General features: G+C 57.1%; 20 protein-coding genes. 9 read left to right on the top strand and 11 right to left on the bottom strand.

Annotation, left to right across the window (positions count from 1 at the left end; translation table 11 throughout):
• Positions 1 to 50: 50 nt before the first annotated feature.
• From abgT to LC417_RS10715, 3 genes are all read right to left on the bottom strand, one after another.
• Positions 51 to 1,568 carry a p-aminobenzoyl-glutamate transporter gene (gene abgT, locus LC417_RS10725; RefSeq protein ID WP_010252101.1) on the bottom strand — a complete coding sequence of 506 codons (1,518 nt, stop codon included), beginning with the start codon at positions 1,566 to 1,568 and terminating at the stop codon, positions 51 to 53.
• 161 nt (positions 1,569 to 1,729) lie between these two features.
• Positions 1,730 to 3,172, bottom strand: coding sequence for a M20 family metallopeptidase (locus LC417_RS10720; RefSeq protein WP_223565820.1), 1,443 nt, complete (start codon positions 3,170 to 3,172; stop codon positions 1,730 to 1,732).
• Positions 3,169 to 4,482 carry a M20 family metallo-hydrolase gene (locus tag LC417_RS10715; protein ID WP_111534496.1) on the bottom strand — a complete coding sequence of 438 codons (1,314 nt, stop codon included), beginning with the start codon at positions 4,480 to 4,482 and terminating at the stop codon, positions 3,169 to 3,171. The genes LC417_RS10720 and LC417_RS10715 overlap by 4 nt, the downstream gene beginning before the upstream one ends.
• A gap of 114 nt (positions 4,483 to 4,596) precedes the next feature.
• On the opposite strand from LC417_RS10715, the gene LC417_RS10710 reads away from it, so the two are divergent.
• Positions 4,597 to 5,493 (top strand): LysR family transcriptional regulator, encoded by an 897-nt coding sequence (locus LC417_RS10710; RefSeq protein ID WP_010252093.1) that lies wholly within the window; start codon positions 4,597 to 4,599, stop codon positions 5,491 to 5,493.
• Positions 5,494 to 5,568: 75 nt separating this feature from the next.
• Positions 5,569 to 6,006 carry a VOC family metalloprotein YjdN gene (yjdN, locus tag LC417_RS10705; protein WP_010252091.1) on the top strand — a complete coding sequence of 146 codons (438 nt, stop codon included), beginning with the start codon at positions 5,569 to 5,571 and terminating at the stop codon, positions 6,004 to 6,006.
• 96 nt (positions 6,007 to 6,102) lie between these two features.
• Here the strand turns inward: yjdN and LC417_RS10700 are convergent, their stop codons facing one another.
• The 3 genes from LC417_RS10700 to LC417_RS10690 all read right to left on the bottom strand — a co-directional run bounded on the left by LC417_RS10700 (position 6,103) and on the right by LC417_RS10690 (position 9,260).
• Positions 6,103 to 6,969: a nucleoside-specific channel-forming protein Tsx gene (locus tag LC417_RS10700; protein WP_052271192.1), complete on the bottom strand. Its 867-nt coding sequence runs from the start codon at positions 6,967 to 6,969 to the stop codon at positions 6,103 to 6,105.
• Between the two features lie 279 nt (positions 6,970 to 7,248).
• A complete protein-coding gene (locus tag LC417_RS10695; protein WP_223565819.1) occupies positions 7,249 to 8,604 on the bottom strand; it encodes a HAMP domain-containing sensor histidine kinase in 1,356 nt (451 codons plus the stop codon).
• Complete coding sequence (locus LC417_RS10690; RefSeq protein ID WP_010252086.1) at positions 8,601 to 9,260, bottom strand: response regulator; 660 nt, start codon at positions 9,258 to 9,260, stop codon at positions 8,601 to 8,603. Before LC417_RS10690 ends, LC417_RS10695 begins: the two co-directional genes overlap by 4 nt.
• A gap of 671 nt (positions 9,261 to 9,931) precedes the next feature.
• Here LC417_RS10690 and LC417_RS10685 point away from each other — a divergent pair.
• The 4 genes from LC417_RS10685 to LC417_RS10670 all read left to right on the top strand — a co-directional run bounded on the left by LC417_RS10685 (position 9,932) and on the right by LC417_RS10670 (position 13,191).
• Positions 9,932 to 10,174, top strand: a complete 243-nt coding sequence (locus LC417_RS10685; protein ID WP_223565818.1) for a hypothetical protein — start codon at positions 9,932 to 9,934, stop codon at positions 10,172 to 10,174.
• 265 nt (positions 10,175 to 10,439) lie between these two features.
• Positions 10,440 to 10,808 carry a helix-turn-helix domain-containing protein gene (locus LC417_RS10680; RefSeq protein ID WP_009092546.1) on the top strand — a complete coding sequence of 123 codons (369 nt, stop codon included), beginning with the start codon at positions 10,440 to 10,442 and terminating at the stop codon, positions 10,806 to 10,808.
• 170 nt (positions 10,809 to 10,978) lie between these two features.
• Entirely contained in the window at positions 10,979 to 11,875 is an 897-nt protein-coding gene (locus LC417_RS10675) for a LysR family transcriptional regulator (RefSeq protein ID WP_223565817.1), read from the top strand.
• A gap of 110 nt (positions 11,876 to 11,985) precedes the next feature.
• On the top strand, positions 11,986 to 13,191 hold the full coding sequence (locus tag LC417_RS10670; protein WP_223565816.1) for an MFS transporter: 1,206 nt from the start codon (positions 11,986 to 11,988) through the stop codon (positions 13,189 to 13,191).
• A gap of 55 nt (positions 13,192 to 13,246) precedes the next feature.
• Here the strand turns inward: LC417_RS10670 and LC417_RS10665 are convergent, their stop codons facing one another.
• Together LC417_RS10665 and LC417_RS10660 are read right to left on the bottom strand one after the other, a co-directional pair.
• Positions 13,247 to 15,637, bottom strand: a complete 2,391-nt coding sequence (locus LC417_RS10665) for a glucose/quinate/shikimate family membrane-bound PQQ-dependent dehydrogenase (RefSeq protein ID WP_223565815.1) — start codon at positions 15,635 to 15,637, stop codon at positions 13,247 to 13,249.
• Positions 15,638 to 15,912: 275 nt separating this feature from the next.
• Positions 15,913 to 16,512 carry a hypothetical protein gene (locus tag LC417_RS10660; RefSeq protein ID WP_029519503.1) on the bottom strand — a complete coding sequence of 200 codons (600 nt, stop codon included), beginning with the start codon at positions 16,510 to 16,512 and terminating at the stop codon, positions 15,913 to 15,915.
• A gap of 400 nt (positions 16,513 to 16,912) precedes the next feature.
• On the opposite strand from LC417_RS10660, the gene LC417_RS10655 reads away from it, so the two are divergent.
• Positions 16,913 to 18,154 carry an MFS transporter gene (locus LC417_RS10655; protein ID WP_010252060.1) on the top strand — a complete coding sequence of 414 codons (1,242 nt, stop codon included), beginning with the start codon at positions 16,913 to 16,915 and terminating at the stop codon, positions 18,152 to 18,154.
• 322 nt (positions 18,155 to 18,476) lie between these two features.
• Here LC417_RS10655 and LC417_RS10650 read toward each other — a convergent pair whose 3' ends face one another.
• Positions 18,477 to 18,686, bottom strand: coding sequence for a hypothetical protein (locus LC417_RS10650; protein WP_033780442.1), 210 nt, complete (start codon positions 18,684 to 18,686; stop codon positions 18,477 to 18,479).
• Between the two features lie 205 nt (positions 18,687 to 18,891).
• A complete protein-coding gene (locus LC417_RS10645; RefSeq protein ID WP_010252054.1) occupies positions 18,892 to 20,049 on the bottom strand; it encodes a Gfo/Idh/MocA family protein in 1,158 nt (385 codons plus the stop codon).
• A 270-nt stretch (positions 20,050 to 20,319) separates the two neighbouring features.
• Between LC417_RS10645 and LC417_RS10640 the strand changes: the two genes are divergently transcribed.
• Both LC417_RS10640 and LC417_RS10635 read left to right on the top strand, forming a co-directional pair.
• Positions 20,320 to 21,204 (top strand): BadF/BadG/BcrA/BcrD ATPase family protein, encoded by an 885-nt coding sequence (locus LC417_RS10640; protein WP_223565814.1) that lies wholly within the window; start codon positions 20,320 to 20,322, stop codon positions 21,202 to 21,204.
• 40 nt (positions 21,205 to 21,244) lie between these two features.
• Positions 21,245 to 22,363 (top strand): ROK family transcriptional regulator, encoded by a 1,119-nt coding sequence (locus LC417_RS10635; protein WP_010252050.1) that lies wholly within the window; start codon positions 21,245 to 21,247, stop codon positions 22,361 to 22,363.
• A 57-nt stretch (positions 22,364 to 22,420) separates the two neighbouring features.
• Here LC417_RS10635 and LC417_RS10630 read toward each other — a convergent pair whose 3' ends face one another.
• Positions 22,421 to 23,512 (bottom strand): ABC transporter ATP-binding protein, encoded by a 1,092-nt coding sequence (locus LC417_RS10630; RefSeq protein WP_157353499.1) that lies wholly within the window; start codon positions 23,510 to 23,512, stop codon positions 22,421 to 22,423.
• Between the last annotated feature and the right edge of the window lie 9 nt (positions 23,513 to 23,521).

The following is a 23,521-nucleotide window of genomic DNA, read 5'->3' as shown; positions in this document are numbered from 1 at the left end:
GACTATTTAGCAACGTACGTTGCAGGTTTTGCCATCCGTGGCACTCAGCTTTACGGCAGTTTCGGCCAGACGCCTGGCCCGATCGGCAGACCCAGCAGATACCACACCAGCAGCAGCGCTATCCAGCTGATAAAGAACACCAGCGGATAGGGGAAGATCAGCACGTAATAGGTGCCGAGCTGCGCATCTTTCTGGTAACGCTGCAAAAAGGCGAGAAACAGCGGCAGAAACGGCGACATCGGTGCCAGCGGCAGCACGGCGGAGTCGGCGATGCGGAAAATCATCTGGGCAAAGGCGGGGTGGAAACCGAGCAGCATAAACATCGGCACAAAGACCGGCGCCAGAATCGACCAGATGGCTGAACCGCTGGCGATAAACATGCAGAGAAACGCCGACAGGAACATCAGGCCGAGAAAAGCGGGCGCGCCGCTGACGCCTGCGCTCTCCAGCACATCAGTCAGCCCGATCGCCATGAATTTGCCCATGTTGCTCCAGTTGAAGAACGCCACGAACTGCGACAGCGGAAACACCATCACGATAAAACCCGCCATGCCCTTCATCGGATCGACCAGCAACTGCGGGATATCATCCGGACGGCGGATCTGTCGGGTGACCACGCCATAAGCAATCGCCACCACAAAGAAGAACAGAATGATGATCGGCACAATGCCCTGAATAAAAGGCGAGGGAATAATGGCGCCGGTGGCGGGATTGCGCAGCGGTGCATTTTCCGGCACCACCAGCAGCGCCATCAGGGCGATAAACAGCAGCGCGGCGATCCCGGCAGCCCGCAGACCGCGGTTTTCAAGCGGCGTCAGCGCCGCCAGCTTCTCGCCGTTGCCCTGCCACTTTGGCAGTCGCGGCTCGACAAATTTATCGGTCAGCAGCGCGCCCACAATCGTCAGCACAATCACCGACGTGGCCATAAAGAACCAGTTATCGATGACGCTGACATGCACCGTGTCGCTGACCGCTTTAGCCGCTTCAGTGCTGATGCCCGAGAGCAGCACATCGGTGGTGACAATCAGCAGGTTGGCGGTAAAGCCGGAGGCCACACCGGCAATGGCGGCCAGCAGGCCCGCCACCGGATGACGGCCCACCGCCAGAAAGATAAGTGCGCCCAGCGGCGGCATCACTACCAGCGCGGCATCCGAGGAGATATGGCTGAAAAAGGCGATAAACAGCACCATGTAGCTGGCATAACGGCGGCTGACGCGTGACGCCATCTTCACCATCAGCGACTGGAGCAGGCCGACCTTTTCCGCCAGTCCGGCACCAATCACCAGCGCCAGAATCGATCCCAGCGGGGTAAAGCTGCTGAAGTTTTTGATGATATTTGGCAGGATCCACTGAATGCCTGCGACGCTCAGCAGGTTATTCACCCGCACGATTTCGCCGTTGCTCGGGTTCTTCACCGCCAGATCCAGCGCGCTGATAATGGCGGTCGCCACCATCAGCACCACGATCAGATAGACAAACAGTAAAAACGGGTTGGGGACTTTATTTCCCACGCGCTCGATCCAGCTGAAGAGCCGGCCAGGACTGCGGTTCTCGGATGTTGCTTCCATGGTATTGGTTCTCGTCTTGTGTCCCTTTTATCGGCGGTAGCAAGGCCTGACGCCGGTCGCGTTGTGCGACAGGCGGTGAGTTCAGTTCCGGCACCGCTGAATCGGGGAAGTGTTTGCAATATTTTTTTATAGTGGTCCGCGTCAGAGACACGGCCGTTGGCTCATTCGGCCAGTTTTGTTGGTGTGATCCCCGCCGGGATCGGGCAGTGATAGGGCTGCGTGGCGCGTACCCGATCAAACTCGGCCCGGCAGCCAGCCAGCGCCTGCCGATCCGTTAACAGCGTTAACACTGTGGCCGCCATCACTTTGCCCGCCAGAAACATCCCCTTATGCCCGATACTGGTGCGTCCCTGCGCCACCAGTTGCCAGGTGTGCAGCGGCGTGCCGAAGGTAAAGCAGGGCGCAAAACACTGTGCAGTCGGCGTCACCCAGCTGACATCGCCGACGTCGGTGGAGCCATAAAGCAGATCACGTGTGACCGCATAGGGCGCGACCTCATCCATAAACAGCTTGTCACCCAGTTGTTCAGCCCAGGCGTGACCGGCTTCACCACCGGTTCGGGCGGCATTGAGCCGGGCATTGCGCAGATCGTCATCAGTGAGCGTGGCACGCAGTTCAGCCGCAAACGCGCGTTCTTCGTCGCTGTAGTCGGGCAAACCAAACTGATGCAAATAACGCTCCATGACCGCTTCCAGCGCGCGATTCGGCACGTAATCCGAGCAGGCTTTGTCAAAACGTACGGTCAGCGTGGTGTCGGTCATCAGCGCTGCACCCCTGGCGATATTGATCACCCGTTCATAGATCGCCTGCGCCTGTGGCAGTTCCGGGGCGCGGATCAGGTAGAGCACCTCCGCATCGGCCTGCACCACGTTTGGCGAAACACCGCCGCTGTTGGTGATGGCGTAGTGCAGACGCGCCTCCTGGACGATATGCTCGCGCAGAAAGTTGGCCCCGGTATTCATCAGCGTGACGGCATCCAGGGCGCTTCGGCCCAGATGGGGAGAATTGGCCGCGTGCGCCGCAACCCCTTTGAAGCTGAACGCCGCCTGAATATTGGCGAGGGTGCGCAGATTGAACATGCCGCTGAACCCCTCCGGATGCCAGGTCACGGCGGCATCAACGTCGTCAAACAGCCCTTCGCGCACCATAAAAGTCTTGCCCGAACCGCCTTCTTCGCCAGGGCAGCCGTAAAAGCGAACCGTGCCGCCCGTGTGATGCTGTTCCATCCAGGCTTTCACGGCGCAGGCCGCCGCAACACCTGCCGTGCCGAGCAGGTTGTGACCGCAGCCGTGTCCGTTGCCGTTGGCTTCCAGAGGTTGTGGCCGGGCGCAGCCCGCCTGCTGACTCAGGCCCGCCAGCGCATCGAACTCGCCAAGGATGGCAATCACCGGCTTACCGCTGCCCGCACTGGCGATAAACGCCGTATCGATGCCACCCACGCCGCGTTCCACTCTGAATCCCTCTTCTGCCAGCGCATCAGAAAGCAGGGCTGACGAGCGGGTTTCGGCAAAGCGGGTCTCCGGTGTGTCCCAGATGGCGTCGCTGAGCGTGCTGAAACGAAGCTGATGACGATGGATATAGTCGGCAATAAAGTCTTCCATCATCGTGAGCCCCCATACTGCGCCTGGTTCAGCGCCAGCGTCGCCAGCAGCGTGATGGCGTCCGGCATCACCCGCTCATCAAAGTCGAATTTCGCATTGTGGTGACCCGCCGCCAGCTCACAGCCAAAAATGACGTAAGAGGCCTGACCGCCGCGCTGCTTTACCCGTTCCATCATGTAGGTCGCATCTTCTGAACCCGCCGCCTGCGCTTTACGATCGACCACGGAGTTGAAGATACCGAGCGCGTCCGCCTGCTGATGGATGAAATCAACCCATGGCTGCGTCGGGGTACAGCTGCGCGCGGCCCCCATCAGCGAGACCCGCTGCTCAACGCCATACATCGCCGCCGCACCGGCAATCACCCGCAGCGCCTGCTGATAGATGTCGTCGTTGACCTGATTGGTCACGCCACGGGTTTCGACTTTCAGCAGGGCGCAGTCGGCTACCACGTTGCGGCCGGTTCCCGCCTGCAGCACGCCCACGTTGACCCGTGCCACGCCGCCGCTGTGCTGGGTTAAACCATGCAGCGCCAGCGTTGCCTGCGCGGCGGCCAGCAGGGCATTGCGCCCCTCTTCAGGACGACCGCCCGCATGGGCACCGACGCCGGTAAAGTGAACATCCAGCTTGGTAGTGGCGAGGAAGCTGTCGCTGCCGCACACTACTTCGCCTGCCGGCACGCCGGTGCCGATATGAATCGCGGTGAAGCGATCAACGTCATCGACCACGCCCGCCGCCACCATCGCTTTTGCGCCGCGCACACCCTCTTCGGCGGGCTGGAAGATCAGTTTAATCGTACCGCTGAGCTGATCTTTCATCGCCATCAGCACCGAGGCGAGACCCAGCCCGATAGTGGTGTGGCCGTCATGCCCGCAGGCGTGCATCATGCCTGCGTTGCAGGAGGCGAACCCTTCACGTTGCGGCAGATGATCGTCAGCCTGACTCTCGTTGAGATCCAGGGCATCCATATCGACGCGGAAGCCCATCACCGGGCCTGGACGGCCGGTCTCGAGCGTTGCCACGATGCCGCAGAATCCGCCGGAGAAGTGGCTGATCCACTGCGGCAGCGCGCCCTGTTGCAGCGCGCGCGCTTCCTGCTGCTTCAGCACCGCCTCGTCGGGCAAGCCCATCCGCGCGTCAGCGTCGATGACCTCACGGCCCAGCTTCAGTTGATAACCGAGCTTATGCAGCTCTTCAGCGACGAAGGTGGCGGTGCGGAACTCCAGCCAGCCCGATTCGGCATAGTGATGGAAGTCGCGACGCCACTGTTGCAGCTGTGGCAGCCGGGCGCTGACGTGGTCTGAAAGGGGGTTCATCGGCTCTCTCCTCGTTGTTGATTTTTTATGCACTATTCCGAATCTACACAATGGTATTGACCGGCATAAGATGCGAATATCTTGTGACTGATAAACAACGGTTATCGTAAAATTATGTCTGCCAATCTCAAGCTCCATCAGCTGCGCGCCTTCGTTGACGTGGCGCGACAGGGCAGTATCCGGGCGGCAAGCCGTCTTTCCGGGCTGTCACAACCGGCGTTAACCAAAGCGATTCAGGAACTGGAGCGCGAGCTGGGGGCAAAGCTGTTTATCCGCCGTCAGCAGGGCGTGGTGTTAACCGATATCGGTGATAACTTTTTTCGGCATGCCAGCCTGGTGCTGGCAGAGCTGCGGGTCGCCGAAGAGGATATTCAGCAGCGGCTGGGACTGGGTGGCGGTCAGGTGAATATCGGCGTCGGTGGCAGCGTGGCGCGCACCATTATGCCGCAGGTGATTAACCAGTTTCATCGCGAATACCCGCTGGTGAAGGTGCGCATCGTCGAAGGCCAACTGGTGTCGATGGTGCATGAATTGCGCCAGGGCGCGCTCGATTTCACCATTAATACCTACGATCAGAGCCATCTCGATCAGGAGCTGATGTATGAGCGGATGATGGAGCGCGAGTACAAGGTAGTGGTGCGCAAAGGCCATCCGCTGGAAAAGGCGCGTTCTCTGGCGGAGTTACAGCAGGCGGACTGGACGATGCCAACGCCTAAAGGCAGTTACTACCGCTTGTTGCACGATCTGTTTGGTGAACGCGGCATGGCACCCAAAATCGTGGTGACCTGTGAAACCTTTATGGCCTGCACCAGCCTTGTGGCGCAAAGCGATTTCATCAGTATTCTGTCGGTCGACGTCATTGACGACCCGATTCTGGGCCGGTCGCTGGTGGCGCTGACGCTCGACGAACCCCTGCCGAAAGCGATCTTCTATCTGATCCAGCGCAAAGACACGACGCTGACCCCAATGAGCAGTTATATGGCACAACTCTTTCGCCGTTATTGCCAGTAAAATCAGCGAGTAAAGTCGATCGTCTACACTGTTAAGGTACTGAAAAAAATCCACCCGACAAATATAGAGGTTACGATGCAAGTCAGTCCTTATCTGTTTCTCTATGGCCGCTGCGAAGAGGCTATCGACTTTTACCTGCAGGCGACCGGGGGAGAGTTGCTCTCTAAAATGAAATTCGGTGATATGCCGGATCAGGGAGAGCAGGTCGGCGATCAGTCTGCCGCGCCGCAGCCGCCAGAAAAAATCATGCATGCCCAGCTGCGTATTGGTGATGGTGAGCTGATGCTGAGCGATGGCAACACCGATCAGCCGCCAGCGTCTGAGCATGCCGGTTACGCGGTCAGTCTCTCAACTACCGATGTCGAAAAGGGTAAAGCCTGGTTTGAGAAACTGTCGGCAGGCGGCAAGGTGACAACTGAGTGGCAGGAGACGTTCTGGTCGAACGGATTCGCGATGTTCATTGATAAGTTCAACATTCCGTGGCGCATCAATGTCGAGAAGCCGCAGGAATAATCGGGCCAGTCGGCGTCGCAATTTGCGGCGCCGTATTAATTAATGGCAACTGCCCGGATTAAAGCGCGGCGGCGCTATGCAGGCCGCCGCACGTAATCAGAAGTTATAACCCGCCACCAGGTAGTAACCCCAGCCAGTCGATTTCACTTCAAACGGCCCGTTGCCAAAATTCTGTTCCTGTCCATCCGCCCACTGTCCGCCGTTGTGGAAGTAACGCGCTACCGCAGAGAAGTGCCAGTGATCGTAACCCAGTGACAGAATGTGGCTGGAGGCGATGGAGTTGCTGGTGCGTGATGAACCGCCTTTATCGCGGAGATCGGAACCCCAGTCGAAGTTGGTGAAGCCCACATAGCCCAGGTTACCGCCCCACAGCGTGGTGATTGGCACGAAGTATTTCACCTTGAAGCGATAGCCATCCCAGCTGTTTTCATTCGCCGCACCGTAGTTTTCCCACTGATATTTGGCGTAGACGTTCAGCGACAGACCGACATCACTGTGCGTATCGATATCGGTGCCCAGACCCATATACCAGGTGTTCTGGCGGCTATCGCTGTTGCGGCCCATGTCGTAGATGTAGTTGTTAGCGAAATACCACTCTTTGAACGGACCAAACGCCAGGCTGGTGCCGGTCAGTTTGTCGATAGAGAAGCGCGGCTCAATCTCCATAAACATCGGTGAACCGTGATCAAAAATGCCGTTGGCGTTGCTGTTGCCTGCGCCGAAGAAGTTGGTCAGGTCGAGGTAGCCATAAAAATCGAACCAGTCCTTCTTCGCAAACGCTTCATATTCCAGATAAACGTCGTTATTAAACTGCGGTCCGAAACGGGTGTGGTAGCTGCCTACCACGTTAACGCTCTGATGCCACCAGTCGGAGACATACTGCGGATCGCTTTCAGCGGCCTGCGCAGCACCACTCAATGAACATGCCAGCACGGCACCTGCTATCAACGTTTTAAATTTCATTATTATCAGCCACATGCTTTTGACCGCCGCACAGCAGACGCAGTCAGAGAGAAATCGGTCCCTTGATGGGAATGAGGGTTTCACAGCAAATAACAGCCAGTTCTTCAGCCCGCGTAGCGTGCCTGTAACAGATCGATAGAAAATAGATTTTGCTCACGTTTGTCAAAAAGTGTTGCATTACAATTCAGCTAAAATGTGATGTGCTTCACAATAATGACCAGGATCGAACGGAACCAGGCAACCGTTTACGTTGTCTGGTTCGTGATCAAACGGGCGGGATCAGGGAAGGGTGACGCGAACCTGCAAACCACAAATGGCACCCTGTGGCGTCAGGCAATTGGAAAGGGCGACGTGAATCTGATGCTTCTGTGCGACGTTGCGCACAATGGATAATCCCAGTCCGCTGCCCTGGGCTTTAACGTCAGGCGAACGGGTAAAACGGTCAAACGCGCGTTCGATAAAGGATTCCGGCATGCCTGGCCCGTTATCGACAATATCGACCACTGTTTTACCTGCGACCCGATGCAGCAGCACATCGACCAGGCTGCCCTCCGGCGTGTGCAACATGGCGTTACCAATCAGGTTATCGAACAGGCTGCGCAGCTCGGAACGGCTGGCCTGCAGACGATACTGCGTGGAGCCATTAAAGCCGATATCGATGCCGCGTTTATCTGCCACCACCATCAGCTGCTCAATGCTCTCTTTCAGCAGATCGTCCAGTTCGATATGCTCGACGCTGGCGACCACGCTCTGGTCATCCTGACGCGAGACATTAAGTAACTGCGTGACCAGATGACGGGTGCGTGTGACGCCCGCTTCCAGCTGGCTGAACTGCCGGCTCGCTTCGCCTGGCTGGATGTGCTGACGCAGGTTTTCCAGCTGCAAGGTCACCGCTGTTACCGGCGTGCGCAGCTCATGCGCCGCATCTTCCAGGAACTGACGCTGCGACGACCAGGCCTCACGCAGCTTACTCAGCAGCGAGTTGTAGGCGGCCACCAGCGGCAGGATCTCATCCGGCAAGCCTTCGGGTGAGACATTGTGCGGATGGTGCGTCTCCTGCGCGGCAATCTGACGCGAAGCGACCTGCAGATCCCGGGTGATCTTGCGCACCACCAGCCAGATCACCAGCAGTGAAAGCGGCATCATCAGGATCAATGGAATGATCGCTGACAGCGCCCGCTTGACCATCAATGCCTTCATGTAGCTGAGGTTGTGCATCACCTGGATAGTTTTGATCTCGCTGCCAGGTAAGCCGGGCCGGGTATAGATGCGCCATTCGCAGTCGTCGCACTGACCCACATGTACGTCGCGATAGCCCCGTTGATTTTGCAGCGGAGCCTGCAGCTCCGGCCATGAGCTGGCTCGTAACTGACCCCGATCGTCCCACAGTTGCACCACAAAGGCGCTCTTCGCCTTGTCAGGCGCAATAAGCATCGGCATCAGGGCGGGCATCTGTTTATTAGTGGACCAGGCATCAGCGATTTTTGCCAGCTGATCGTCCTTCATGGTGCCAACCATATCGCCATAGCAGCTGAAGAAATACCAGGTGACGCCACCGATCATCAGCAGATGAATAATCAGCAGCGTAGAGAGTAATTTGTTGCGTAATGAACGCATAGAGGTGAAGGGTTTCATATTGCCGGTACCCGCCAGCCCAGCCCGCGCACATTGCGGATCACGTCGTTATCCAGCTTGCGGCGCATCCCGTGGATCAGGACATCCACCGCGTTGCTGCTGACTTCATCGCCCCAGCCATAGATGCGATTTTCCAGCTGCTCGCGCGACAGAATAGCGCCTGGCCGTTCCAGCAGGGCGTAGAGCAGGGCATATTCGCGCGCCGTAAGCTGCTCGCGCTGTCCTTTGTAGAGCACTTCGCGGGTCATCATATCCAGCTGCACATCGCCGCTGCCCAGCACCGAGTCTGCTGCGCCGTGACTACGTCGGGTAATCGCGCGCATCCGGGCCATAACTTCCTGTAAATCGAACGGTTTAAGCAGGTAGTCGTCTGCGCCGCTGTCGAGTCCCTGAATCCGCTGCGCCACCGTGTCGCGTGCGGTAAGAATCAGCACCGGCGTGGCGTCGCCGCGCCCGCGCGCCCGGCGCAGTACCTGCAGGCCATCATCGCGCGGTAAGCCGAGATCGAGCAGCACGCAGCTGTAGCCGCCTTCGCTCCAGGCATTCTGGGCATAGATGCCATCACGCACCCAATCCACCGACCAGCCCGCGCCCTCCAGTGCCTGCTGCAGGTTCGCGCCGATCATTTCATCATCTTCAACCAGTAACACGCGCATGGCTGATCTCCTTCAGAAAGATGAGGGGAGTTTACTCACCAATTGTTAGGCCAGAATTATCCGCCGTCATACTTCGCACTGTGGCGGCGTTGGCTGCTTTTGCTCACCCCAGTCACTGACTTATGTCAGCTCCTGGGGACTCGCGCAGTTGTCGCCTTGCCACAGCACGGATTATTTTGGCGGACTACTGCCGTCATACTTCGCGCTGTAGCGGCGTTGGCTGCTTTTTCTCACCCCAGTCACTGACTTATGTCAGCTCCCGGGGACTCGCGCAGTTGCCGCCTTGCCACAGCACGAATTATTTCGCGGACCGCCGTCACCGGTATTTTATGGAGGAGTCAGGTGGCCTGATGTCCCCATCCATATCCATTGAGATGCCAGCGATTGCAAGCGTAAATGGGGTGACGTATATTTGAGCAACAGATTAATGCCAGACATTTCAGCGGTGAATAGTATGTCAGCCCAGGAAGCAAAAATCAGACATCAGCGCGAGTATCAGGATCGTGTTGAAGCCGTCCGAAATGGTCAGGCTCCGGGCCGCGTGCTTGAAAAACGTCCTCAGGGTATTGTGCCTGCAAAAAGTGGACGCAGCCTCGCATTTTTCTGATGTCACGCCGTGCTGAAATCAGTCAGGTAGTAAAATAAGCTCATCATGCAGGTGGGCTTTTTTTATGACATTGCACGCTATTCCTCCAGAAGAACAGATCCTTAAACTCAACCGTTATCTTATTGATAACGCCGGACAACTTCCGTCACCGGTTATTACTGTAGGCGGTCAGGCTGTTATGTACTGGTATCTGACCTACCTGCATCTTTATCCTGATCAGCCTGATGTAACATCCATAACCTCAATTGATGTTGATTATGTTACCCGAAAGGAAGGCGTTGATTTTCTGGCTCAGGAATATCAGTGATATCTCAAACATGTTGACGCCTGACAGGGCTGAATGCCCCCGTCACTTATGATGCAGAAATAAATTTGTCTGACTCAGCGTTTTTATCTTCTGCCTTTTTTCAGCAGCAATCTCTTCACGAACTTTCACACTAAAGCCCCGCTGGCCGCGCGATCCCGCCTCCGTTTCAGCCGTTGCTAATTCTGCGCTAATTTTCTGCTAATTAAGGGATAAATTTTAGCGGGTAGAGTGGCTCCACTGCACATCAGCATCAACAGGAGGAACCATGAATCAGCGCGAGTTTATTCGGAGTTTGCTGGACTGGATTGAGAACAACTTAGGACACGATCTGCATCTGGATGAGGTGGCGCGCCGCTCGGGCTATTCGCGCTGGCATCTGCAACGGCTGTTTCGCCAGCATACCGGCTTTTCACTGGCAGAATATATCCGTCAGCGCCGTTTAACCGAGTCTGCGCTCACGTTGCTGAGCAGCAACGAAGCGATACTGCAGGTGGCGATGAACTATGGGTTTGATACCCAGCAGGCCTATACCCGCACGTTTAAAAACTACTTTATGGTGACGCCTGGCCAGTTGCGCCGTCAGCGTCGCGTCGAGCCGGATCGGCTGCTATTCCCTCTGGCGATGGCCAGCTGATGCCTGATAAGACCTTCCCGTCACAGCCTGCGGACGGGAAGGTCGGCCCGCGCTTTGCGCTTCTCTCCACTTGTTCTTCGCCTCGCCTTTTTTTGCCCATCAGCCACAGTGACCCCGCCCGAACGTGTTAGTTTGTTGCCAGCATCCCTTTACTGTCGGAGTCGGGAAACATGGAAAACGGCGCGAATTTAACCGCCATGTTGGTATTTGCACGGGTTGTGGAATTACAGAGTTTCAGTGAGGCGGCACGCGCACTCGGCTTGTCCAAATCCCATGTCAGCCGGGAGATCGCCCGTCTGGAGCTGCGGCTCGGTATCCGGCTGCTGCAACGTACCACCCGGCGGCTGGCGCTGACCGAGCTGGGCCAGGCGTACTATCCCTACTGTGTGCGGATGCTGGCCGAAGTGCAGCGCGCCGAAGCCTTTGTGCTGCAGGTGCATCAGCAGCCCGTCGGCCATGTCAGGCTGCAGGCACCCGTTACGTTCGGCTGCCAGTGCGTAGTCCCTGTCCTTAACCGCTTTCTGCGTCGGCATCTGCATATCAATGTCGATCTTGATCTGACCGATCGCAGTCACGATCGGCTGGATGATCAGGCGGATCTGGCGATTGTGATCCGATCCCGATCGCCACAGCAGGGCAATTTTCGGGTACTGAGCGAAATCGAGTGGGGGCTCTATGCCGCGCCCGCCTACCTGGCGCAGCGACCCGCTATCACACATCCTGAGATGCTGCCACGGCACGACCTGCTGCTGTTTCATGGTCCGGCGCACACCGCCGCACTGCCGTTCCGCCGTGATAAACAGCGGCTGGCACTGGATGTACGCAGCCGTTTTCGCGCCAATAACAGTATGGCGCTGCTCAATGCGGCACTGGCGGGGAGCGGCATCGCCTATCTGCCCTCCTACATGGCCCAGGAGGCGATGGCGCGCGGTGATATTCAGCAACTGCTGCCGGAGTGGCAGATGGATCGTCTGCAAAGTTATCTGCTGCTGCACGACACGCCTGAACCGGCGTCGCCCGTGACGCTGCTGTGCGATGCCCTGGTTGCGGCGCTGAATACAGGCTGATTGTTGCCTACTGACAACAATCAGCGCCACAGAGTAACTATCCCGCCGCGACTGTTGTTACTCCGCTACGCCGGTTAGCCTGTATCCCTGATTACTCACCGGATATCATCATGCAACAGTCACCCGAAACTGCAGAGTTTCAGCACTGGCGACGTAACTTAGGGGTCTGCGTCGTCGGCTCTTTTACCACTATCGTGGCGATGACGCTGCTGCTGCCGTTCCTGCCGCTCTATGTGCAGCAACTCGGCGTTGAGCAGCCTGCCGCTATTGCCCGCTGGTCCGGCCTTGCCTTCGGCGCGACCTTTTTCAGCGCCGCACTGACTGCGCCGTTGTGGGGCAGGCTGGCTGACCGCTATGGTCGTAAGCTGATGCTGATTCGGGCCAGTCTCGGGATGGCGATTGCGATGTCGCTGATTGGCATGGCGACCGCGCCGTGGCAACTGGTGGCGCTGCGCCTGCTGGCGGGGCTGCTGGGCGGCTACGCATCGGGATCGACCATTCTGGTGGCGGCACAAACGCCGAAAGCGCAGACCGGCTGGGCGCTAGGGGTATTATCCTCCGGCATTATGGCCGGCAACGTGGTCGGGCCGCTGCTGGGCGGTGTGTTACCGCCACTGATCGGGATTCGTCAGACTTTCTGGCTGACCGGCGCCGTGATTTTTCTCGCCTTCCTCGCCACCACCTTTTTACTCAAAGAGCAGCCACGTGCTCCCGCTACATCGCGCGCCAGCCAGCAACCGCATCCTGAAGCCGGGCCGGTTAATCACAGCCTGATAAGGCTGATGTGGCTCTCTGGCATGTTGCTGATCTTCGCCAGCATGTCGATTGAGCCGATTATTACGCTTTACGTGGGCGAGTTTGTGCAGGGCGACCACCAGATCATCCTGATAGCCGGACTGGTGATGTCCGCTGCGGCGCTGGGCACGGTCCTGGCGGCACCACGACTGGGTCGGCTGGCCGATCGTGTAGGGCACTGGCGGGTTCTGACCGGCGGTTTAGTCGTTAGCGGGCTGCTGCTGATTCCCCAGGCATTTATCACGGCGGCCTGGCAACTGGTGCTGCTGCGTTTTCTGATGGGGATGGCGCTGGGCGGGTTGATGCCGTGCATCACGGCGATCATTCGTCATAACGTGCCGGGTTCTCAGGTTGGGCGGATGCTGGGATATTCGACATCGGCACAATATATCGGCCAGGTCAGCGGCCCGCTGTTTGGTGGGCTGGTGGGCGGTGCATTCGGGATGCGGCCGGTGTTTCTGGCAACCTGCGTGGTGATGCTGTTTTGCGCCTGGCTCAACTGGCGTGGCATGAAAAAGTAGTGCGATCAAAAAAGGCGGACCGGAGTCCGCCTTAGTTTATTCACAGCTGCGTGAATTACTTCTGGTCTGGCAGCGCGTAGGCAATCACATAATCGCCCAGCCTGGTACCAAACGAGCCGTGACCCCCTGCCGCGATGACAACGTACTGCTTGCCATCCACTTCATAGGTCATTGGTGTCGCCTGGCCGCCTGCTGGCAGACGTGCCTGCCATAACAGTTCGCCGGTATCAGTGCTGAAAGCACGCAGGTAGTTATCTGCGGTCGCACCAATGAAGAACACCTTACCTGCGGTGGTGATAGGACCACCCAGCATCGGCATACCCATTTTGAACGGCAGCGGAACCGGTGCGCTATCGCGAACGGTACCGATACGCTGTTTCCACACCACGTTGTTGGTCTTCAGATCCACCGCGGAGATGTAACCCCAGGCAGGCTGTTTGCATGGCAGACCAAACGGTGACAGGAACGGGTTCAGCTCGACGCCATACGGCACGCCATACTGAGGCTGAATACCGGTTTCGGTACCTGAACCACCTTCAGCGCCTTTCGGCGGCTCAATCGGGTTGCCTGGGCCACGTGGAATCAGCTTAGAGACAAACGGCAGCGCCATTGGGTTAGCAATCGCGATCTGACGATGAGGATCGACTGCGATGCCGCCCCATTCGAACATACCGAGGTTACCCGGGAACACCAGCGTACCCTGCTCAGATGGCGGGGTGAACGGACCTTCATAGCGCAGGCGCTTGAAGATCACGCGGCACACCAGTTGGTCAAACATCGTTGCGCCCCACATATCCTTGTCCGTGAGATTCTGTTTCGGACGGAAGGTCAGCTCAGAGTAGGGCTGAGTGGCGGCAACGTGATCGCCTTTAGCAGCACCCTGTGGCACTGGCGTTTCTGGCGCAGGCACGACTGGCTTGCCGGTACGGCGATCCAGTACAAAGATGTTGCCGGTTTTCGCTGGCGCGTAGACAACCGGTACGGTGTTGCCATCTTTGTCGGTGATGTCAGCCAGCGTAGGCTGCGACGGCAGATCCATATCCCACAGATCGTGATGCACAGTCTGATAAGACCAGACCAGCTTACCGGTGGTGGCGTTCAGGGCCAGCACGCTGCTCGCATAACGCTCCTGCTCTGGTGTGCGGTTACCGCCCCAGATATCCGGTGTGCTCACGCCCATCGGCAGGTAAACGGTATCCAGTTTCGGATCGTAAACTGCCGGTGCCCATGAGTTCGGAGAGTTCATGGTGAAGGTGTGTTCATCAGCCGGTATGGCATTAGGATCTTTTGCGCCTGGATCAAACACCCACAGCAGTTTGCCAGTATTCACATCAAAGCCACGAATCACGCCTGACGGCTCGCGGGTTGAGTAGTTATCGGTAACCGCACCCGCCATCACGATGGTGGTGTTAGTAATCACCGGCGGTGAGGTCGGCTCATACTGACCCGCAGTGGTGACAGGCTGTTTGTGTTGCAGATCCAGCTCGCCGTTGACGCCAAATGCCGGGCAGCGTTCGCCGGTCTCTGCGTCCAGTGCAAACAGACGACCATCGTTGACCGGCAGATAGATACGACGTGAACACAGCGCAGGCTGAGTGTTCGCTGCATCGGCGCCTGCCGGCACTTCATGGTAAGAAACACCGCGACAGGTCACGTGCTGGAAGGTCGGGTTGACCTTCATGCCCGGATCAAATTTCCACTTCTGCTTACCGGTGGCCGCATCCAGTGCAAACAGGATCTGGTGTGGCGAACAGAGGTAAAGCGTGTCGCGGATTTTAATCGGCGTGACTTCGTCGGTAATTTCACCCGGATCGTTAGGAGTTTTCATGTCACCAGTCTGGAACTGCCAGGCAACCTGCAACTCTTTCACGTTCTGGTGATTAATCTGCTTCAGCGGAGAGAAACGGGTTCCCTGCTGATCACGCGCATAAGCGGGCCAGTCAGCGTCCGGGATGTTGCTCAGCGGCGCAGCCTGCGGGGCGTTGTCAGCGGTTTCTGGTACTGACCCGTTGATGACCTGCGGATCGTTGAATACCGCATAGGCCAGCACAATGGCACTGGCAATCAGCGCCACAGCCATGGTACCCAGCGCGGCTTTGCTGCCCGCATTAAAGCTGCGATAGACAAACGGCAGGATCAGCCAGACACCGAAGATCACCAGCACATCGGTGCGTGGTGCCAGTGCCCAGAAGTCGGTGCCCACTTCCCATACACCCCAGATCAGGGTGCCGATCAGCAGCAGCGCATAGAGAACCAGCGCAGTGCTTTTACGACGGGAAAGCAGATAAGCGGTGATAAGCATCACCACACCGCCAAAAACGTAATACCAGGAACCACCAATGGCGGCTAACCAGCCACCGCCAATCAGCATAAACGCGCCCGTCAGCACTGCGAACAGCACCGTCAGGAAACGAATTACGCCAAAAGATGAGGAGTTTTTCCCCATAATATCGACCTCGTTTCGTTGCCATAAAACACACGAAAACAACCAGATAGGCTGTTTCCAGTTATCAAGTACAAATGATTAGGGTGTTCTGAAGTATCTCTTCCGTTAAGACAGACGATCCCTTTGTGTTAAATGTTATAGCAAAATCAGATCGAGGTTTGATTTTTTTGGCTTAAACCGCTTAACAACTGGAATAAAACGACATTTTATGGGGGATTAAAGGACGTTAAGCGCACCGCCGTGTGCCCTTAACGCCGGAAGGCAGGATTTGTGAATCAGCAGCTAATAAGATCGCCGTCCGAGCGTTGCTGTTGCCAGCCGCTGATATTTATCTCAGCAAACTGCTCAGCGGTTAAGGGCGGCGTATGACTTCGTACGATTACCTCTGCCCCTTTTTCACGAAACGTCGCCATAAAAAAGGGAAAGGTAAACTTCTCATAATTATCATTAAAGAAAGATTCGGTTAAAACAATTCCTGAAAAAGGAAAAGATTCCAGCAGTCGCCAGTCTGCACCCGGCGGCGCAAAATCATAAAGCCAGAAATCAAATTTCTTTGTTAATTCAAGCAGTGACGTACTGTGTGCTGCCAGACTGGAATAATTAATTCCAATCCGGACACGCGCATTTTGTAAATGCGTATAGGCATCCGGAACCGCGATCATTCCCCGTAATCGAATATCTTCCACCGGCACAACCATTAATGCTGCTTCAGTAGCAATTTGATTGTGTAATGAAATAATGTTGTTTGTATTAAGTATATTGCCGCTATCCTGGTTTTGCTGAAGATAAGGCACGCTATAACAAATGCCAGTGACATTACGCTTAACGTGATGGATTGGTTCAGTAACATAGGGGTTATATAAACTGTTTTTCATTATCTCTATGAAATTCAATAGAAAGGATTTGTTGTTAATTAAGCATATAAAAAGTCGCATTTTTCTAAACGCGTGAATAAATATAGATCACATGCTTAATCCAAATCATCCTTTTGTTGCCTGAGAAAGTAAATAAACCTGTTAGCAAAGAAACGATAATTCCTTTGGCGTCTGATGATGTGCTGGAATATATTCAATAGTCGGGACCAATAGGCTGGTAATAATCATGAGGGGTCTGACGCGCCTCGGCCGGACAGGGACGCTGCTTATCGCGCAGGGAGGCTGCGCTGAAGCCGCAGGCCTTCTGCTCGCATCCGGTCTGCTATCGTGAAGCCGACAATCACCACACCAATAACACCGCGCAACGACGCGGGTTTCCTCACCTGATTTGGGATAAGACATGGGATTTATGGCATCGGCAGCGGAAGAGTCGCTGTGGCGACATCGGACATTTGTCGCCTTCTGGGTGGCGCGTACCTGCTCATCATTTGGTTTTCAGATGTTCTCGGTCGCAATCAGCTGGCAGATCTATGCGCTGACCAACAGCGCGATGGCGTTAGGGATGATTGGCTTAATGCAGTTTCTGCCGTCGGTGTTGCTGGCGCTGCCAGCGGGCCATCTGGCGGATCAATATGACCGGCGGCGGATCGTGCTGTTGGGTCAGCTGGTGGAATTTGCCGCACTGCTGGCATTAGTGGTGCTTACCTTATTCCATACCCCCGATAAGACCGCCTTGTGGGGGCTGGTGTTTATGATTGCGGTGGCGAAAGCGCTGGAGTGGCCTGCGATGTCTTCGATGCTGCCGTCGCTGGTGCCGCCTTCGATTCTGGCGCGTGCGATGGCGATGAACTCCGTGGGCGGTCAGGCAGCGGTTATCGTCGGGCCGACGATTGGCGGGCTGCTTTATGTCGCCGGGCCGCATGTGGTGTATGGCGTTTCCGGGCTATTTTATCTGGTTTCGCTGACGCTGGTGAGTCTGCTGCGTTATGAACGCCCGGTGCAGGCTCGTCTGCCGATGAATATGAAGAATCTGTTTGCCGGGATTCACTTTATCCGTGAGCGCAAAGATGTACTTGGGGTAATTTCGCTCGATCTGTTTGCGGTGCTTTTGGGCGGTGCAACGGCGCTGCTGCCGATTTTTGCCAAAGATATTCTGCATACCGGGCCGTGGGGGTTGGGGATGTTGCGCGGCGCGCCGTCGGTGGGAGCATTGCTGGTGGGCATCTGGCTGAGCCGTCACAAGCTGGAGAAGCATGTCGGGATGATTATGTTTGGCTCGGTGGCGGGCTTTGGCGTTGCGACGCTGGTGTTCGCGCTTTCCACGCAGTTATGGCTGTCGCTGGTGGCGCTCTGTGCGCTGGGTGGCTTTGATATGGTGAGTATGGTGATCCGGGGTGCGCTGGTGCAGCTGGATACACCAGATACCATGCGTGGTCGGGTGAATGCGGTTAACGCGATTTTCATTAATACGTCGAATCAGCTGGGCGAGTTTGAGTCTGGGTTGCTGGCAGCCTGGATGGGTGCGGCACCGGCGGCGGCGATTGGCGGCATCGGTACGCTGGTGGTGGTGGCGCTGTGGATGAAGTTGTTTCCACATCTGCGACGTCGTCAGAAGCTGGAGAATGAGGTGGATCCGGTTTGAACAACCGAGGTTGGTGAGGAAGATGCGGTTGTAGAATTGAGTGCAGTCTCAGGGAGCCTATGCCTTGCGCAAAGACGCAAAAGCGCCATCCATTCGCTGTGAGTATGTAAGTTGCCTCTGACTGAGACGCAAACCGGACGAGCGCAAAGCTCCGTGACGCCTTTCAAACGTTCCTGATTTACACGAAAACGCGTTCCTTGCTATAACTTATCTCTCATCGGCAGGCCTGTGGCCTCCTCAGTCAGCTTAAGCGCTTATAGAGGGTACCGTTATGAATCAGACTCACTCCATTCCGGAAATTTATAATCCTGATGTGCCGTATTCAGTAAAGTGCGAGATCGTGGCGCAGCTGTGCCGGGCGCTGGCTTCCCATAAAAACATCCCGGTTAGCGCCCTGAGAAAATATCTTCTGGAAAAAACTCACGTTGATTTCGAAAATCTGGAGGATAACCCGGTAGGAATGCTGCTGCTGTATGAATACCTTCACTGCCAGCGCCCCTCGGTCTGCGCCCGGAATGAAAAAAACCTTCATTAAGCGCTGCCTTCAGCTTAATCAAATACGCCTTCGGAGAAGAGGGCTGGAGAAGGGGCGGTTGAGTTGTCGCTGGCAACGGTTTCCCGAGCCAGCTCAACCTCAATATTGTCACTGGCCCGAAGGCCAGTACAGGAAGTTACCAGTCATACTGCCATTAAAATCCTGGGGTCAGAGGGGGAGGCCGACCCGCAGGCTGGGGCCATCAGGCCCCGGTTTTTCCCAGGTTGGCGTCAAATGTTAGCCAGCTTTCACGCATGTCCACTACGCTGCGGGTTTTACGAGCCTCATCGATTTTAATTGCCGTGAGGCCCGCTTCCAGCGCGTCCACTACTGAAACTTTCAGCGGTGTTCCCTGTTTAATATGTTTAACGATCTCTTCAGCCATCAACGCATCTGCGCCGTAATGGCCATCATACGCATTGCCGCTGTAGGCGGTATCGACCTCTTTCTCGCCGCTGCGCGCGTTGTGTACGCGGAAGTAGTTGCGCACGAAGTCGCCTTCCGCCATGCCGTCGGTGCCCATGACACAGAAACGGCGGAACTCATCCGGCACATTCAGATTGGCGTGGAAGGCCAGCGTCGCGCCGCCTTCGTACTCAATCAGGGCAGTCTGGTAGTCGACAATATCGGCATCGCTGTCGAACACCGCATCGGTGCTCGACCAGCCGCTGGGCTTCACGTGATAAAGTTCTGAGTCAGCGGTGATAGCTCCCTGCGGCGCATGAGCGGGAGTAAAGGATTTCCGGCCACCAAAGCTGGCGACGCGGATCGGGCGCTCCTGCAACAGGCCCTGATAGAGATCGATGTCGTGACAGCATTTTTCCAGAATGTACGGGCCGGCATATTTCTCCAGACGGCGCCAGTCGCGCTGAAAGAATGCGCCGTGATAAGGCTTGATATGTTCTGTCGCCTCAATCGAGGTGATCTCACCCAACTGACCCGCATCGCGTGCCGCCAGCAAATCATGATAGAGCGGGGAATAGCGCAGTACCAGGCCGACCAGAATGCGCGCTTCGCCATACTGACGCACCAGCTTCGCCATCTCCATGGTCTGCTCTTCATTGATCACCACCGGCTTTTCTGTAAACACCGTGTAACCCGCTGCCAGCGCCTGACCCACATGCTCCAGATGTAGAAAGTTGGGAGAGCCAACCAGCACGACATCCATTCCGCCATGTTCCAGCAGAGCATCGATTGACGCAAAGGCCTGGCCGGGCGCGATACCAAAGCTGTGCAGATTAGGCAGTCCGGCAGGTGCCGGATCGTAATAACCCACTACCGAGAAGGCGTCGTCGGCTTTGCTGAACTCTTTGATCACGTGGGACAGTCGAAAGCCGAGACCGATAATGCCTACTTTCATGTTAAACCCCTGCTCCTGAAATCGCATGATGCATAGCCCGCCTGTGATCGGGCGCGCCTGTTGATAATCTGACCACCAACTTATTACGACAGAAAAACTAATGTCAATAACGCACTGCGCGTTTTGCGAGGGGGTTTTTGTTATAATGATGTAAAATAAGAAGAAAATTCAGATGTGATTTTGCTATATTTATTTGTTATTGCGATTTAAGTTTTTTTATCCTATCGTTCGCTCATTATGGCTATAACCCTTAATCAGGGAAGGAAGCGCGTGCAACCACACTATCTTCTGGGCATTGATGGCGGCGGTACACAGTGTCGCGCGCGGTTAACCGACCTGCAGGGTCGCATGCTGGCGGAAGCCACCGGCGGGCCTGCCAACGTCTGGTCAGACTATGACGCGGCACTGACCTGCGTCGGGCAGCTGATCGAACGGATATTGTCACAGGCGGGATTAGCCCCGGAGGCGCTGGCGCAAACCGCGCTGGTGGCCGGATTAGCCGGTGCGAATGTCACCTCGGTACAGGCGCGGCTCGCCAGCTGGCAACCTGCCTGCGCGGCGTTACAGGTGGTCAGCGATGTGGAGATCGCCTGTGCGGGCGCCCATGGCGGCGCACCTGGCGCCGTCTTTATTATCGGTACCGGCAGTCAGGGAGCCGCGTGGGATGGCGATCAGTTTACGCTGCTTGGCGGCTGGGGCTTTGCCTTGTCTGACCAGGGATCGGGCGCTGAGCTGGGCCGTCGTGCGCTGCGGCTGGCGCTGCTGGCCCATGAAGCGATTATTACCCCGAGCGCTCTTACCCGGCAGCTGATGGCGCAGTTCGACCACAGTCCGGAAACCATGCTGCTCTGGACGCGCTCAGCGACGCCTGCAGACTGGGCCCGCGTGGTGCCACAGATTTTTGCGGCCGCCGACGCGGGCGATGGTCATGCACAGGATCTGCTGCATCAGACCGCAGCCGATATCGGCCTGATGGTCCGCCGTCTGACTGCCCTGAGCAGCGGTCCCGTGGCGCTGATGGGGGGACTGGCCACGCCGATTCAGCGCTGGCTGGATGACGATATTCAGGCCCGGCTGGTGACGCCGCAGGGCGATGCCCTGAGCGGGGCGCTGATACTGGCGCAGCAGCTGACGCCTGCCCGATTACCGATCTGAAGCTGGCTGAGCATCCTCAGCCGGATAACCCGAGGAATTTATGACCGCTCCCAACGTAACCGCGCGCATTCTGCGGTTGATTGTTGAAAATGCGCCGATCAGCCAGTCAGACCTGAAAGTTCGTAGCGGACTGAGCATGTCGACCGTGTCGCAGGCGACTAATCGCCTGCTGGCGCAGGAAATCGTGCAGGAGCTGGGGCTGCGTCGCGTGTCGATGGGGCGGCCAAAAACGTTGCTTGGGCTCAATCCCGATCGCGCCAGCGTGATTGGCATTCAGCTCAATGCAGAACGCAACCTGATCGTCATGACCGATCTCAGCGGCAATCTGCTGGGCGAACAGCAGATGCCGAAAGGCACGCTGACACCGCGCCAGCTCGGCGATGCACTGGCGAAATTCCTGCGCGGCGTTGAGGAGAAGCGGGTGGGCGCCATTGGCCTGGCCTTGTCGGGACTGGTCGATGCCGAAAACGGCTACTGTATCCGCTCCAAAGTGCTCGACTGGGACAACGTCCCGATTGCGCGCCTGCTGGAAGAGCGTTTCTCGCTGCCGGTGTTTATCGAGAATGACGCCAACGCCATGGCAATGGCGGCGCTGGTATTTGGTCAGCTGGGCAACGCGCAGTCGGCGGTGATCGCCACCTATGGCAAAGGGATCGGGGCGGGCATCATCCTGAATCGTCAGCTCTACCGCGGTCGTCACGGCAAGGCGGGGGAGATTGGCAACGGGCTGGTGGGCGACGGCTCACTGCGTCTGCTGGAAGATGTCGCCTCATCGCGCGCCATTCTGCAACGGCTTGCTGAGCAGGAACCGGTGGAAGGCCTCACGTTGCAGGCGCTGGATCAGCGGCCAACGCCCGAGGTGCTGGCGGTGCTGGAAGAGGCAGGACGCGAGCTGGGAATTTCACTGGCGAACCTGTCGGTGGCTTACGATCCGGATGTGGTTTATCTGGCGATGGAGCCGCACATGGCGTCACGCATTCTGCTCGATCACATCACCCAGAGCTTCCAGGCCTACCGGCTTAAACTGACGCCGCACATGACGCCGCTGCAGTTCCTGACTGAATCGAACCGCATGTGGGCGCTGGGCGCGGCGGGTTTTGCTGTCAACCGGCTGCTTGATCTGCTGGCGGCGCAGGCCGATGAAGAGCCGGTTACCTGAGTTATCCCTCGAATAAAAACGGGCGCCACGGCGCCCGTTTTTGTTTCCGCGCTTCCCTTAGCGCAGGCGCATCCCCTGATCATCAAACAGCAGGCAGTGTGCGGCAGAAAAGCCCAGTTCAACCTGGGTTCCCAGATCGCGCGTGGTTGCTTCACGCTCTTCCACCACCAGCATCTCTTCACGCCCGATATCCAGGTAGAGATAGTTGGTGTGGCCCAGCATTTCGCCATAGGCCAGCTCGCCGTGAAAGCGCAATGCCTCCGGCGTCTGCGCGGCAGGCTGGAAATGCTCGGGACGAATTCCCAGCGTCACGGTTTGCCCCTCGCGGCAGTCGGCGGCGATTTTCAGCACCAGCCCCTCAATCTTCAGTTCCGGCACCCGCAGCTGCACTTCACCCTTGCCCGTGGCGCTGATTTCCGCCCGCAGGAAGTTCATTTTTGGCGAGCCGATAAAGCCGGCGACAAACAGGTTATCCGGGTCGTGATAGAGTGTCAGCGGTGCGCCGACCTGCTCAATGCGGCCCTGACGCAGCACGACGATGCGGTCAGCCAGCGTCATCGCTTCCAGCTGATCGTGGGTGACATAAATCATGGTATTGCCGAGCGAGGCGTGCAGCCGCGCAATCTCAATCCGCATCTGCAAACGCAGCTCGGCATCGAGGTTAGAGAGCGGCTCATCGAACAGGAAGATACGCGGATGACGGATAATTGCCCGGCCAATCGCCACGCGCTGCCGTTGTCCGCCAGAGAGCGCGCGCGGCAGGCGGTCGAGCAGTTCGGTGAGATGCAGGCGGGCGGCCGTCCGGGCAATCGCCTCGTTGATCTCCGCTTTGGACTTTTTCATTACCTCAAGCGGATAGGCCAGGTTGCCGCGCACCGTCATGTTGGGGTAGAGCGCATAAGACTGAAACACCATAGCAATGCCGCGCTCGGTGGCGGGCTGCTGCGTCATGTCCTGCTCCTCAATCAGCAACTGACCGCTGCTGATCTCCTCCAGCCCGGCGATCATCCGCAGCAGTGTCGATTTGCCGCAGCCGGATGGCCCGACAAACACCACAAATTCGCCGCTGTTGATCGTCAGATCGATGCCATGAATGACATTAACGTGTTCATAAGACTTCTTCACATTCTGCAAGCGCAGGCTGGTCATCGGCTACCT

The organism is Pantoea sp. OVA07A (assembly GCF_019969975.1).
GTDB classification, from domain to species: Bacteria; Pseudomonadota; Gammaproteobacteria; order Enterobacterales; family Enterobacteriaceae; genus Pantoea; species Pantoea agglomerans.
Note: the sequence above shows the minus strand (reverse complement) of the source record. Positions and strands in the feature narration are given on the sequence as shown.

What these genes read in the sequence shown, in the direction of transcription:
- abgT (WP_010252101.1), bottom strand. Translation starts at nt 1,568, where the DNA reads ATGGAAGCAACATCCGAGAACCGCAGTCCTGGCCGGCTCTTCAGCTGG.
- LC417_RS10720 (WP_223565820.1), bottom strand. Translation starts at nt 3,172, where the DNA reads ATGATGGAAGACTTTATTGCCGACTATATCCATCGTCATCAGCTTCGT.
- LC417_RS10715 (WP_111534496.1), bottom strand. Translation starts at nt 4,482, where the DNA reads ATGAACCCCCTTTCAGACCACGTCAGCGCCCGGCTGCCACAGCTGCAA.
- LC417_RS10710 (WP_010252093.1), top strand. Translation starts at nt 4,597, where the DNA reads ATGTCTGCCAATCTCAAGCTCCATCAGCTGCGCGCCTTCGTTGACGTG.
- yjdN (WP_010252091.1), top strand. Translation starts at nt 5,569, where the DNA reads ATGCAAGTCAGTCCTTATCTGTTTCTCTATGGCCGCTGCGAAGAGGCT.
- LC417_RS10700 (WP_052271192.1), bottom strand. Translation starts at nt 6,969, where the DNA reads ATGAAATTTAAAACGTTGATAGCAGGTGCCGTGCTGGCATGTTCATTG.
- LC417_RS10695 (WP_223565819.1), bottom strand. Translation starts at nt 8,604, where the DNA reads ATGAAACCCTTCACCTCTATGCGTTCATTACGCAACAAATTACTCTCT.
- LC417_RS10690 (WP_010252086.1), bottom strand. Translation starts at nt 9,260, where the DNA reads ATGCGCGTGTTACTGGTTGAAGATGATGAAATGATCGGCGCGAACCTG.
- LC417_RS10685 (WP_223565818.1), top strand. Translation starts at nt 9,932, where the DNA reads ATGACATTGCACGCTATTCCTCCAGAAGAACAGATCCTTAAACTCAAC.
- LC417_RS10680 (WP_009092546.1), top strand. Translation starts at nt 10,440, where the DNA reads ATGAATCAGCGCGAGTTTATTCGGAGTTTGCTGGACTGGATTGAGAAC.
- LC417_RS10675 (WP_223565817.1), top strand. Translation starts at nt 10,979, where the DNA reads ATGGAAAACGGCGCGAATTTAACCGCCATGTTGGTATTTGCACGGGTT.
- LC417_RS10670 (WP_223565816.1), top strand. Translation starts at nt 11,986, where the DNA reads ATGCAACAGTCACCCGAAACTGCAGAGTTTCAGCACTGGCGACGTAAC.
- LC417_RS10665 (WP_223565815.1), bottom strand. Translation starts at nt 15,637, where the DNA reads ATGGGGAAAAACTCCTCATCTTTTGGCGTAATTCGTTTCCTGACGGTG.
- LC417_RS10660 (WP_029519503.1), bottom strand. Translation starts at nt 16,512, where the DNA reads ATGAAAAACAGTTTATATAACCCCTATGTTACTGAACCAATCCATCAC.
- LC417_RS10655 (WP_010252060.1), top strand. Translation starts at nt 16,913, where the DNA reads ATGGGATTTATGGCATCGGCAGCGGAAGAGTCGCTGTGGCGACATCGG.
- LC417_RS10650 (WP_033780442.1), bottom strand. Translation starts at nt 18,686, where the DNA reads ATGAAGGTTTTTTTCATTCCGGGCGCAGACCGAGGGGCGCTGGCAGTG.
- LC417_RS10645 (WP_010252054.1), bottom strand. Translation starts at nt 20,049, where the DNA reads ATGAAAGTAGGCATTATCGGTCTCGGCTTTCGACTGTCCCACGTGATC.
- LC417_RS10635 (WP_010252050.1), top strand. Translation starts at nt 21,245, where the DNA reads ATGACCGCTCCCAACGTAACCGCGCGCATTCTGCGGTTGATTGTTGAA.
- LC417_RS10630 (WP_157353499.1), bottom strand. Translation starts at nt 23,512, where the DNA reads ATGACCAGCCTGCGCTTGCAGAATGTGAAGAAGTCTTATGAACACGTT.